Genomic DNA, 12685 nt, shown 5'->3' on the forward strand with positions numbered 1-12685 from the left:
TCGAGTCGTCGGTCGACTCCGATCGTCAATCCGCCTCACTCGCCCCGGGTTCCAGGTACGCACAGCAGTCGGCCCGAGGGTCGAAACAGTCGGGACACTCGGCCGGTCGGTCGATGATCGTGTCCAGACGCTCGGCCACCGTGCCGTCGATGACGGCCTCCAGCGCTCGAGCCTCCTCGCGGAATTCCTCGACCTCGAGAACGTTCGCCAGGAATCGCTCGATGATACAGTACGTCGTGAGGGCGTCGTGGGCGCGTTCGATCCCTTCGTCCGTCAGCGTCGCGCCCTTGTACTTCTCGTGGTCGAGGAGGCCGCGATCTTCGAGTTTGCCGACCATCTCGTTGACGCTGGCGGGGCTGACGTCGAGCATCTCGGCGAGCCGGCCCGTCGAGGCCGGGCCGTCCTCCACTCGCTGGGCGAGGTAGATCGCTTTGAGGTACTGATCCGCGGTGTTCATCGCCGGCTCACCTCCGCCCGTCGTCGCGTCCTCCCGTTCATGCTCTGCGCTCCATGATCTCCGTCACGTCCTGGACGCCCTCCTTTTCTTCCTCCCGAATCTCCCGCAACGTCTCCAGGAGCCGGTCGCGGTCGATCGCGAACGTCGCGTCCGAGGCCTCGATCGCCTCTATGAGGTCGTCGTAGAACTTGTAGGCGGTTTCTTCGTTACACAGCTGATCGTAGAGCACCCCGTCGGTGTCCTCCGGCGGACCATACCGCGCGTCGACCAGCGCGTTGATCTCCTCGTAGGGGACCGTCTCCGCGTCGAGTTCGTCGATCAGCGCCTCCAGGCGTTCGCGGTGTTCGGCCGACTCCTCGGTCGCCTCCGCGAGGAGCGCCTCGACGTCGTCGTCGATCGCCCCGCGCTCCTCGTCCGGCAGCGTCTCGAGGTGGTGGGCGGCGCGCGACTCGACGACCTCTTCCAGCACGGCCCCGATCTGGAGCAACCGGGTGAGCTGGCGGTCGGTCGCCACGCGCTGTCCCAGGCTCATGTCGGTTGGTGGGGCGGGGGCGCACTTAACTTCCCCCGTCCGCCAGCGCTACCGGGACCGATCGGCGAGCGCGAGGAAGGCCGGAAACGCGGACCGGCTGTCTGGCTGGAACCACTCACTGTCCGCGAACGTGGACCGAATCCGTCCCGAACTCCGGCCGTCGAATCGCCGGTCGGCGGTACACATTTGTCAGTCGCCTTCGATTGCAGCCGTATGGACGACGTGACGCCGGGAGAGGAGGCGTCGACGAACGTCGCCGGCGAGGAACCGTTGCTGGGCGATCCCGACGCCGAAGCCGAGGTCACCGTTCACGACGAGGGAACGGAACTGGAGCGGACGATCGGGTTGGTCGGCGGGCTGGCGATCGGCATCGGCACGATGATCGGTGCCGGCATCTTCGTCTTCCCCGGCCTCGCGGCCGGTGAGGCGGGTCCGGCCGCGGCGCTGTCGTTCGGGATCGGCGCCGTCATCGCGATGCTCGTCGCGCTCCCGACCTCGGAGCTCGCGACGGCGATGCCCCGCTCGGGAGGCGGCTACTTCTTCATCTCCCGGAGCATGGACACCGGATTCGGCGCCATCGTCGGTCTGGGCCTCTGGCTCGGGCTCGTCTTCGCCTCGGCGTTCTACCTGGTCGGTCTGGGCGAGTACGTCGCGGCCGTCTTCGCCGAGGTCGGACTCGGCGTCGGCGTCGATCCCGCGATTCTCGGCGTCGCGTTCGGGGTCGCGTTGACGGCCATCAGCGTCACCGGAACGGAGAACACGGCCAAGATCCAGAACGTGGTCGTCGTGATCTTGCTCGTGATACTGACCGGGTTCCTGACCCACGGCTCCCTCGACGCCGTCGGCTTCATCGGCGAGCCGACGACGCCGGAGGCGTTCTTCCCGCAGGGGTACCTCCCGGTCCTGACGACCGCCGCGCTCGTCTTTACGTCCTACCTGGGATTCGCGCAGGTCGCGACCGTCGCGGGCGAGATCAAGCAACCGAGCCGGAATCTGCCGCTGGCGATGGTGGGATCGGTGGTGCTGGTCGGGATCTTCTACGTCGTGACGATCTTCGTCTCGACGAGCCTCGTGGGCAGCGAGGGCCTCGAGGCCGCCGGCGAAACGGCCGTCGTCGAGGTCGCTCGAGAGCTCGCCGGCCTCCCGGGGGCCGTCCTGATCCTGATCGGCGGGTTGCTCGCGACGTTTTCGAGCGCGAACGCGTCGATCCTCAGCTCCTCCCGGACGGTGTACGCGCTGAGCCGGGACGCCTTGCTCCCCCGACGGGCCGGCGACGTCAACCTCCGCTACGGCACGCCCCACGTCGCGCTCGGACTCGCGGGCGGTCCCATCCTCGTGCTCACCGCGACCGGCCAGGTTCGGCTGCTCGCGGAGGTGGCGTCGTTTCTCCACCTGATCATGTACGGACTGATGTGCGTCGCGCTCTTGCTCCTCCGTCGTCGCTCGCCGGAGTGGTACGATCCGACGTTCCGGACGCCGGGATACCCCTATCTCCCCGCGACCGGCGCGGTCGCGAGTTTCGGACTGATCGCGTTCATGGACCCCGCGTCGATCGCCGTCGGCGCCGCGATCATGGTCGCCGCCTACCTGTGGTACCGCTACTACGCCGCCGACGTCGACCTCCGGGGTGCGTTCTGATCGTGCCGCAGACTTCACCGGACCGTGATGAATCCATGACCGAACCGACGAACTCGACCGACGACCGACCGTCAGTGCTGGTACCGATCGAGGTGCTCGAGGGAGAGACGCTCCCCGACGGCGTCCCCGAACTCCTCGCAAACGCGCACGTGGTCCTGCTGGGCTACCACGTGCTCCCCGAGCAAACGCCGCCCGGACAGGCGCGGATCCAGTTCGAAGATCGCGCCCAGCGCAAGCTCGGCCAGTTCGAGGGCTCCCTCGCCGACGCCGGCGCGACGGTCGAGCGTCGGCTCGTGTTCACCCACTCCGAACAGCAGACGCTCGACCGGGTCCTCGCCGAACACGACTGCCTGGCGGTCCTGGTTCCGAACGCGTGCGAACCGCCCGAAGACGTCCTCGTCGCCGTTCGCGGAACCGTCGGCGTCGATCGAATCGCGACCCTCGTCGCCGGCCTCTTCGCCGGGACCGGCGTCTCGATCACGCTCTACCACGGACTGGTCGAGGACGAAACGACCGAAGACGCGGAGACGTTTCTCGACGGGATCGCCGACACGCTGTTCGAGCGAGGAATCGACGAATCTGCCGTCGAGCTCGCCGTCGACGACGCCGCCGAGGCCGGAGTCGATCGGATCGCGACGGTCGCCGAGGGGTACGACGCCGTCGTGATGGGCGAGAGCGACCCGTCGGTGGCGACGTTCGTCTTCGGCATGCCGTCGAAACAGGTCGCAGAACGGTTTCTCGGGCCGGTTCTCGTCGTTCAGCGCGAACACGACGTCGCCGACTGAGCGAACGCGGTCGACCGGATCCGCACTCAGCCGGTGTACCGCCAGATGCGAGAGCCGTCGCCGCCCTCCACGACGTCGACCTGTTTGAGCGCCCCCTTCACGCAGCGCCACCAGCCGTCGGGCGAGTCGTACTCGGCCGGACACTCCTCGTACAGCGCGTCGACGAAGTCGCCCTTCTTCGCGGTGCCGTTGGTCCGCAGGTAGGAGATGGCCCGTCCCGCCAGTCGTCGGCGCTTCCCCACGCGCTCTTCGGACCGCCCCGGGACGTCGATCGATTCCAGATCGACGATATCCTCCCCCGGAAGCGCACCGGCCCCCGAGAGCCCGGTCCAGGAGGTCTCGCGCTCCTCGGCCCCGTCGTCGCGGCTACGCCGCACCCGGGTTTCGCCAAGGCGCCCGGCGAGTTCGTCGAACCGGTGCATCTCGACGTTTCCGAGGACGCCGGCGTCGTCTTCGACGTCGGGATCCCTGATCCGCGCGACCCGTTCCGGGGTCAGGTGCATCGAGAGTCCGCCGTCGTCGTCGACCGCCGCCGATCCTCGGTTCGTCGGCTCGATCTCGGCCTGTGCTTGCTCGGACCCGTCCTGAGCCGGCTCGCTCCCGCCCTCGGCCGTTTCGATCCCCTCCTCACCGTCGGAGGATCTGCACTCCGCGTCTCCCGCGTCGGTTCGGGATGGTCGGTTTCCGGCGACCCGCGACGGCCGCTCCGCCGTCACCGGGGACTTTTCCGCGTTCTCGCCGCCCTCGGTGGCACGGGGTTCGGATCGATCGCTAGAACTGGCGGGTGGGGCCGGGTCCGACCCTCCGCGGTTTCCGGGCGGTCGCTCGGGGGTTGCCGTTCGAGCGGATTCGGTCCCTGCCAGCGCCCTGGACAGCTCGTCGAGGCGAGCTTCGAGATCGTCGAGGCGAGTTCCGACCGCGGGCCCACCGTCTACCGCGTGGCGATCACCGTCGATCGATCCCCTGTGCTCGACGATCCAGCGGACGTAGGTTTCGGGGGCGTCGAACCCGAGCAGCTGTCGCTCTGCGTCGAGTGCAGCGGCCGTCTTCTCGTCCAATTTGACGGTGATCTTCCGCATTGTCACAACGTAACGCGTTCCACTACTAAAACGTTGCAACTGACGTCGATCCGTCCGCTCCGAGTTCTCCGCCGATCCCGCGATCGAAGCGTGCTCGCGCCCGAGAGATCGTCGCCCGTCACCCGTCGTATCGCCAGATGCGCGTCCCGTCGCCGCCCGACACGGCGTCGACCTGCTTGAGCGCGCCTTTGAGGCAGCGCCACCAGCCGCCGACCGAGTCGTACCCCGCCGGGTGCTCCTCGTGGAGGGCCTCGACGAGGTCCGACTTCCGGGCCGGGCCGTGGTCTCGCAGGAACGCGACCGCCCGGCCCGCGAGCTCGCGTCTTCGCTCGATGATCTCCTCCGAACGGCCGGGGACCGACAGGGTGTGGAGGTCGGTCACGTCCTCGCCCGGCCGGACGGTCCCGGCGTCGTCAGCGAGTCCGGTCGTCGAGCGATACGTGAGTCCGGTCTCGACCTCGCGATCGAGCCGTTCCCGGGTGCTCGCCACCGCCCGTCGGGACAGCTCGTCCAGTCGTTCGTCCCCCACCGAGCCGAGGACGCCGGCGTCGCGTGCGAGCGATTCGTCGCGGATCCGTTCGACCCGCTCGGGCGTCAGGTTCATCGAGCTGATCCCCGCGGTCGCCGGGTCCGTCGGCGACGATCCGGTCCGGGTCGAATCGGATCCGCCCTGCTCCGCCCGGGTCCATCCACCGTCGGCTTTCGCCGTCGCGCGCGTCGCCGGCTCGGACGAGGTGTCGCCGTCATCCTTGGCGGTCACGTCGCTCGGCTCGCCCTCGACCGTCGATCCGCTGGCCGGTTCGTCTCCGACGGTCAATGCGCTGGCCGGCTCGTCCTCGACGGTCCTACCGTCGCCCGGCTCCTCTCCCACCCTCGATCCGTCGGTCGTCGTCGACGCCGGCGCTTCGTCGCGATCGAGGGCGTTCTCGATCGCCTCGAGACGCGACTCGAGGGTGGCGATCCGTTCGCCCGCGTCCGCCTCGCGGACGTCGCGATCGGTCTCCGCCGCATCGAGCGAGCCGCGGCGTTCGACGATCCAGCGGAGGTAGGCCGAACGGCTCTCGAAACCGGCCCGTCGCCGTTCGGCTTCGAGCGATCGTACCGTCTCCTCGTCGAGTTCGACCGAGAGTGTCCGCATCGAACCGGTCTACGCCGTACCCCTACTAAAATGTCCGTCAGACGCTCCGGAATATCCAGGGGTCGACCCGCGGCCTCGAATTCCGTTCGCTCTCGTTCGCGTCGTTCGGCCGTTCGACTGCGGGTACGCTAACCCTCGTCGTCACGGTCGTCGTTCGATGGACGGATTCGTCTTCGAGACGAGCCGTGGACGGTCGTCGCTCGAGAGCGTACCGTCGGATCGTTGCCTCGAAAAGTCGTGTTCGCCGCGGGCGTGAGCCGGTTTACTCGGCCAGCCGCTGGCGGATCAGCTCCTCGAGATCCTCGCGGAACTCGTCGACGGCGATCTCCTCGAGGACGGGCACGAAGAACCCCTCGACGAGCATGTCGGTGGCCTGCTTCTCCGGGATGCCCCGGGAGGCCATGTACAGCAGCTCCTCGGCGTCGACCTGGCCGACGGTCGCCGAGTGGCTCGCCTCCGTGTCGTGGTTGTTGATGATGAGCTTCGGACTCGCGTCGGCTTCGGACTCGTCCGAGAGCATCAGCGTGTTCTCGCGCTGGTACGAGCTCGTGTCCCAGGCGTCCCGGCCGACGTCCTGGACGCCCTCGTAGACCGATCGCGCTTCGTCGTCGAGAGCTCCGCGAGTGACGAGATCGGCCGTCGTGTGCTCGTTCCGGTGCCAGACGCGGGAGTTGACGTCGAAGTGCTGGTCCTCGTGTCCGAAGAAGGCGCCGACGATCTGGCTCTCCGAGCCGCTCCCGTTGAGCTCCGTCTCGACGGCGGACTTCGTCAGGCGGGAGCCGATGTTGCCTTCGATCCAGTTGATCGTGCCGTAGGTGTCGGCGTCGCCGCGCTTGAGGGTGTAGTTGTACGTGTTCTCGTCGAGGTTCTGCAGCCAGCCGTACTGGACGTTGGCGTTCTCGCCGGCGACGACCTCGACGATGGCGCTGTAGTAGCGGTCGTCCTCGTCGGATTCGCCGCTGTACTGGCGCTCCAGGATCGTCACCGAGGACGACTCCTCGGCCACGACGAGCGTGTAGTTGAACAGCGACCGGGAGTTCATCTCGGTGCGGATCTTCACGTCCTCGGCGGCGACCCCTTCCGGAACGTAGACGAAGGTCCCGGAGGAAAACAGCGCCGTGGAGAGGGCCGTGAGGTAGTTCTCCGTGGGGTCGACGACGGTGCCGAAGTGTTCGCGGACGATCTCCGCGTACTCGTCGTCGGCGACGGCTTCCGCGATCGAGGTGACGACCACGTCGTCGGCGCCGACCAGCTCTTTCTCCTCGGCGGCGTTCAGCGGATCGACGAGCTCGTCGAAGTCGAGCGCGTAGAGGTTCGTCCAGTCGCGCCCGGGCGTCCGAATGACGTCCGGCATCTCGAGCTCGGAGAGGGCCTCGAGGGCGTCGAGGCGCGTCTCGAGGAGCCACTCGGGCTCGTCTAGGTCGGCGCTGATCTGGCGTACCTGGTCGTCGGTGAGGTTTGCGTGTACCTGCGTGCTCATGTCTGATCCCGGGGTTACCCGAGGCTTCCCTCCATCTCGAGCTCGATGAGTCGGTTGAGCTCGACCGCGTACTCAATCGGCAGTTCCTCCGTGATCGGCTCGATGAAGCCGGCGACGATCATCTTCTTGGCGTCGTCGTCGTCCAGTCCCCGCGACTGGAGGTAGAAGATGTCCTCGTCGCCGATCTTGCCGACCGTGGCCTCGTGGGCGACGTCGACCTTCGACTCCTCGATCTCCATGTACGGCATGGTGTCCGAGGTCGACTCGTTGTCGAACATCAGCGCGTCACACTCGACGGCCGTGCTCGAGTTCTCGGCGCCGTCGGCGATGTGGACGAGGCCGCGGTAGTTGGTGCGGCCGCCGTCCTTCGAGATCGACTTGGACTCGATCGTCGACTTCGTGTCGGGCGCGTTGTGGTAGACCTTCGCGCCGGTGTCGATGTCCTGGCCCTCGCCGGCGAACGCGATGGTGATGTGGGTGTCCGTCGCGCCGCGGCCCTTGAGGATCGAGCACGGGTAGAGCATGGTCGCCTTCGATCCCATGCTGCCCGAAACCCACTCCATCGTGCCGTTCTCTTCGACGATCGCGCGCTTGGTGTTCAGGTTGTAGGTGTTGCGCGACCAGTTCTGGACCGTCGAGTACTGGACGTGGGCGTCCTCCTTCACGAAGACTTCGACGCCCCCGCTGTGGAGGTTGAACGCCGAGTACTTCGGCGCCGAACAGCCTTCGATGTAGTGGACCTCCGAGCCTCGTTCCGCGATGATGAGCGTGTGCTCGAACTGGCCCATCCCCTCGGAGTTCATCCGGAAGTACGCCTGGACGGGCATCTCGACCGTCACGTCCTCGGGGACGTAGACGAACGAGCCGCCGGACCAGACCGCGCCGTGGAGCGCCGCGAACTTGTTGTCGCTCGGCGGGACGCACGTCGTCATGAAGTACTCCTTGACGATTTCGGGGTGGTCCTGGACCGCCTGGTCCAGGTTCTTGAAGATGACCCCCTTCTCCTCCCACTGGTCTTGCATGTTCTGGTAGACGATCTCGGACTCGTACTGCGCGCCGACGCCCGAGAGCGCCTTCTTCTCGGCTTCGGGAATGCCGAGCTTGTCGAACGTGTCCTTGATCTCCTCGGGGAGGTTCTCCCAGTCGTCGGTCCCCTCGCGAGCCTCGACGTCCGGGCGAATGTAGGGGACGATCTCGTCGACGTCGACCTCGGAGAGGTCCGGCTGTCCGGGCCAGTCGGTCGGCATCGGCATCTCCTGGAACAGCCGCAGCGCCCGGAGACGCCGTTCGAGCATCCACTCGGGCTCGTTCTTGTCCTCCGAGATGAGCCGAATCGTCTCTTCGTTGAGACCCTTCTCCGCGGCGAGCGCCGCCTTGTGTTCGTTCTTGAACGCGAAGCGCTCCTCGGTGTCGGTCTCTTGTAGGTGGTCTTGTTCTGAGCTCATGGTGTGTGTTGGGTGTAGGTTACGGCTCTAGCGTTAAGACGGTTTGTCTAGTCAAATTCGGTTACGCCGTCTCGTACACTTCCTCGCGGACCCAGTCGTAGCCCTTCTCCTCTAACTTCTCGGCCAGTTCCGGCCCGCCGCTCATGGCGATCTCGCCGTCGAGCATGACGTGGACGCGGTCGGGCTCGACGTAGTCGAGGATCCGCTGGTAGTGGGTGATCTGGAGGATGCCGGTGCCCTGGGTGTCGCGCAGCGCGTTGATGCCGTCGGAGACGTCCTGCAGGCGGTCGATGTCGAGCCCCGAGTCGATCTCGTCGAGGACGGCGACCGAGGGCTCGAGCACGGCGGCCTGGAGGACCTCGTTTTGCTTCTTTTCGCCGCCGGAGAAGCCGGCGTTGAGGTATCGGCGGGCGAACTTCTCGTCCATGTCCAGCTGCTCCATCTTCTCCTGGAGGAGCTGCTGGAACTCGGCGACGCCGACTTCGCCCTCGTCCGCGGGACCCTCCATCGGCGAGGTTTCGTAGCCGACGTCGTCGTCGGCGTCGTCGGCGTCCTCGTCCTCGTCCTCGAAGAGCTCTTCGCGCTCGTCGAGCTTGGCGTTTAGGGCCGTCCGAAGGAAGTTCGACATCGTGACGCCTTCGATCTCGGCCGGGTACTGGAAGCCGAGGAAGATGCCGAGCGCGGCGCGCTCGTTCGGCTCCAGCTCGAGGACGTCCCAGGTCCGCTTGTCCTCGGGAATCTCGAAGTCCTCGCCGAACTCGTCCTCGTCGAGGTGGATCAGTACCTCTCCCTCGGTGACCTCGTAGGCCGGGTGGCCCGCGATGATCTTCGCCGTCGTGGACTTGCCGCTCCCGTTGGGCCCCATCAGCGCGTGGATCTCGCCGGATTCGACCTCGAGGTCGACCCCCCGGAGGATCTTCTCACCGCCGTCAGCGACCGCCGCGTGCAGGTTGTTGAGTTCCAGTCGTGCCATATGTCTCGTCGTCTAGAGGGTGGCCCGTGCGACCCATAATGGTTTCGTATTCTGGCCACCACGGTTGTCGATCGACAAAAATTATTTTCCGTTCGAGCATCGCCGAGCGGGGGGTGAGCGTAATACCCCGCCCGATCCGGGGTCGATATCTCGCCCGGCCCCGTCTCAGAAGAAGCTGTCCAGGCCGGTCTGCTCCTGCCCGCTCTTGACCTCCTCCCACGAGATGTCGAGCGCCTCGAGGATGCGCTCGATCGGTCCCTGGAGCGTCTTCTCGAGCATCTTCTCGTAGTGGATCTCGAACTCCGCTGGAATCTGGTCCTCGTACTCGAAGCAGACGACGTCCTGGTTGCGCTTGAATTCCTCGTAGATGGCGTTGTCGGCCGGATCGAGCCCTTCCGTGGATTCGACGCGCTGGAAGAAGTCGTCGTGGACCCGATCGAGGTAGACGCGCTTTGGCTTGCTGCCGCGCTGGAAATTGGTGCCCAGCAGCAGGTTTGCGTACTTCGCACCCCGCACGTGCGCGGTATCCGTCTCGTATTCGGTGAGACGCTTTCCGATGCCGCCGGGGATGGCGATCTCGTCGAGCGAGACCTCCCCCGCGAGGAACTCCTCGATGATCCCGTGGACGTACTCCTCGACGGCTTCGACGTCGCCCTCGCGGACGATCATCTCGATCACGCGGTGCTGGACCTCCTTGGTGATCTGGGCGATGTCCGAGCGCTGGTACTCGAAGCCGGTGATGTCGATGTCGTCGACGTCCTTGCCCTCCTTCCAGACGATGTGGCCGGCGTAGCGTTTCTTCTTGCCCGCCTGGAAGAACCGCCGGTAGAGCTTTTCGAACTCGATCTGGAAGCGGTGCTCGTCGGCGTTCAATTCCTCGCGCGCAAAGTCGTCGTAGCGGTCGTTGATGTACTCCTCGATCTCGAAGGACTGCTCGATGGCCTCCGCCGCCGAGACCTCGGGACCGAGCTCGAGCATGACCGAGTCCGTGTCGCCGTATGCCACGGTGTGGTCCAGCTCGGTCGCCGCGGTCTCGGTGAACTCGATGACTTCCCGGCCCGTGGCGGTGATCGCGGCGGCCGCCTCCTTGTCGTACAGTCGGAATCGCTCCCAGCCGGAGACGCCGTACAGCGAGTTCATGATCACCTTCACCGCCCCCTGCTGGCGGTCGAACTGCTCGTACTCGGGGGTGCCCGGCTCGTACTCGTTCCGGCGGGATTTCTTCTCCTCGCGTGCGGCGAGCAACTCGGTGATCATCTCCCGCATGACGCCGTCGGGTTCGGCCCGGAAGTGCGTCCCCGACGGCGCGACGTGCGTCTCGCCGTCGTACTCGTCCGGATCGACCCTGGTTTCGGGCGACGCGTTGATCGTCACCATGCACATCGGGTACAGGCTCTTCAGGTCGAGCACCGTCACGTTCTCGCGGACGCCCGTGATCGGATCGAAGACCGCCCCGCCCTCGTACTCGTCGCCGGCTTCCTGCTGGCCCTTCGAGGGGAGCGCCCACCGGTCGTTGGCTTTGTGGAGGACGTACATGTCGACGGCGTCGCCAGGGGTCGGCGCGTCCTCCAGCTTGCACCCGACGAAGGTCGCCATCTCCCGCCAGAACGCGATCAGTTGCTGCTGGCGGTCGAGCTCGACGCAGAGTTCGACGTCCCGGAGGTTGTACTCGAGCAACCGGGTTGGATCGTCCTCCCAGAGGTCGCCGATCTTGCCCGGGTAGCGCTCCTTTCCGACGCCGAGTTCGGCCTCGCCGACGGCGTCGAGTCGGTAGGAGTCGAGCTCCGTGAAGACGCGGCGCTGATAGGCGTAGAGCAGGTCGAAGACGACCCGGCCTTTCACGTCCGGTCCGCCCCAACCGCTCCGCCAGACCTCCCCCACGCGCGACAGCCTGTCGGGATTCAGATCGTAGTCGTGGTGGGGGCCGTCGACCTCCTCGAGGCGGTCGAGGAAGTACGGCGCGTCGAAGTCCTCGAAGTTCCAGCCCGTCATCACGTCCGGGTCAGTCTCGTCGACGTAGTCCACGAACGCCTCGAGCATCGCGCCCTCCTCCTCGTAGGTACGGACCTCGTGGCCGATCTCGCCCTCGATCGGCTCGTATCCGTCGAGATCGGTGGGAATCTCCCCGTCCCCGACCGGCGCCTCGTACAGCCAGAGGATGTACTCGTCGCGGTAGGAGTCGTGGCTCGCCAGGCAGATGATCGGTTCTTCACCGTCTTCCGGAAAGCCGGAGCGGTCGTCCACCTCGATGTCGAAGGTGCACACCCGCGGACGAGCGTCGACGTCGACGGCCGTCACCTCGTCGTGTGGGACGATCAGCGAGTCGTCTTCGCCCCGTCGCTCGGGGACTCGAATCCCGCTGCGGACGTCCTTGTCGATGAGAAATCGGTTCGGGAACAGGATGTCCGCCTCGTAGTGATCGAACTCGTCTCTGATTTGTCCGACGTCGCGGGGCGTCTGCCCGTGGATTCTGGTCAACCGTTCGCCACGGATACTCTCGTAGGGCTCGTCGTTCTCGTCGGTCTCCTCCCAGCCGGTGATCCGTTCGTATCCGGACAGTCGCTCGTCCGAGACGGCGGACGACGGCGCGTAGAAGTACGGGCGAAAGCCGACCACCTGGACGTGTTCCAGCTCGCCGTCTGCCGTCCGGCCGAAGACGTGGACCACGGGGCGCTCCTCGTCGCCGCGGCCGGCGATCGTGTAGTCGACTTGCATCACCGCCAGATCGAGCTCGCCGTCGGCCGCCGGGAGCGTCTCCCGCGTCGGGTCGACGAGTTCGGCGGCCGTTCCGCCCCCGTTGCCCGCGACGTGGGCGGCCTCCTCGGCCGGCCGTGGATCGGAATCGGCGCCGAAGTCCTCGAGGGCCTGCTGGGCCTCCTCGGTCATGGTAACGGGATTGGCAGTCCCGTCGTATAAACCCAATCAATCGCCCAGTCGGGTCCGTTCGGCGATCGTCGACCCGCGACGGAAGGCTCGATCGATTGTTCGCGGCGTGAGGCCCGATCGACGATCGGAACAGCGACGCTCGAACGACGATGCCACCGCACCGATCGTCCACCGACCCCGAATCGACGACCGGTCGCCCCGGCGAACGCGATCAGTCGAAGACCGCGACTGATCGACGACCGGTCGCCCCGACGACCGCGACTGATCGACGA

10 protein-coding genes are annotated in these 12685 nt (G+C 66.5%); 2 read left to right on the forward strand and 8 right to left on the reverse strand.

Annotated elements, in window-relative coordinates; all coding sequences use genetic code 11:
* Positions 1 to 25 precede the first annotated feature (25 nt).
* Both QZT59_RS01140 and QZT59_RS01145 read right to left on the reverse strand, forming a co-directional pair.
* Positions 26 to 457, reverse strand: coding sequence for a metal-dependent transcriptional regulator (locus QZT59_RS01140; RefSeq protein WP_290810207.1), 432 nt, complete (start codon positions 455 to 457; stop codon positions 26 to 28).
* Positions 458 to 494: 37 nt separating this feature from the next.
* Positions 495 to 989, reverse strand: coding sequence for a ferritin-like domain-containing protein (locus QZT59_RS01145; RefSeq protein ID WP_290810209.1), 495 nt, complete (start codon positions 987 to 989; stop codon positions 495 to 497).
* A gap of 213 nt (positions 990 to 1202) precedes the next feature.
* Between QZT59_RS01145 and QZT59_RS01150 the strand changes: the two genes are divergently transcribed.
* Together QZT59_RS01150 and QZT59_RS01155 are read left to right on the forward strand one after the other, a co-directional pair.
* Positions 1203 to 2627 (forward strand): APC family permease, encoded by a 1425-nt coding sequence (locus QZT59_RS01150; RefSeq protein ID WP_290810211.1) that lies wholly within the window; start codon positions 1203 to 1205, stop codon positions 2625 to 2627.
* 35 nt (positions 2628 to 2662) lie between these two features.
* Entirely contained in the window at positions 2663 to 3412 is a 750-nt protein-coding gene (locus QZT59_RS01155; protein ID WP_290810213.1) for a universal stress protein, read from the forward strand.
* Positions 3413 to 3438: 26 nt separating this feature from the next.
* Here QZT59_RS01155 and QZT59_RS01160 read toward each other — a convergent pair whose 3' ends face one another.
* The 6 genes from QZT59_RS01160 to QZT59_RS01185 form a co-directional block, all read right to left on the reverse strand.
* Positions 3439 to 4491 carry a hypothetical protein gene (locus QZT59_RS01160; protein WP_290810215.1) on the reverse strand — a complete coding sequence of 351 codons (1053 nt, stop codon included), beginning with the start codon at positions 4489 to 4491 and terminating at the stop codon, positions 3439 to 3441.
* Positions 4492 to 4609: 118 nt separating this feature from the next.
* Positions 4610 to 5629: a hypothetical protein gene (locus QZT59_RS01165; protein ID WP_290810217.1), complete on the reverse strand. Its 1020-nt coding sequence runs from the start codon at positions 5627 to 5629 to the stop codon at positions 4610 to 4612.
* Between the two features lie 262 nt (positions 5630 to 5891).
* On the reverse strand, positions 5892 to 7109 hold the full coding sequence (gene sufD / locus QZT59_RS01170) for a Fe-S cluster assembly protein SufD (protein WP_290810218.1): 1218 nt from the start codon (positions 7107 to 7109) through the stop codon (positions 5892 to 5894).
* 14 nt (positions 7110 to 7123) lie between these two features.
* Complete coding sequence (gene sufB / locus QZT59_RS01175) at positions 7124 to 8554, reverse strand: Fe-S cluster assembly protein SufB (protein ID WP_290810219.1); 1431 nt, start codon at positions 8552 to 8554, stop codon at positions 7124 to 7126.
* 61 nt (positions 8555 to 8615) lie between these two features.
* Positions 8616 to 9527, reverse strand: coding sequence for an ABC transporter ATP-binding protein (locus QZT59_RS01180; protein ID WP_290810220.1), 912 nt, complete (start codon positions 9525 to 9527; stop codon positions 8616 to 8618).
* 165 nt (positions 9528 to 9692) lie between these two features.
* Positions 9693 to 12413, reverse strand: a complete 2721-nt coding sequence (locus QZT59_RS01185; protein ID WP_290810221.1) for a DNA-directed DNA polymerase — start codon at positions 12411 to 12413, stop codon at positions 9693 to 9695.
* Positions 12414 to 12685 lie beyond the last annotated feature (272 nt).

This window comes from Halovivax sp., from assembly GCA_007119345.1.
Lineage (GTDB): Archaea > Halobacteriota > Halobacteria > Halobacteriales > Natrialbaceae > Halovivax.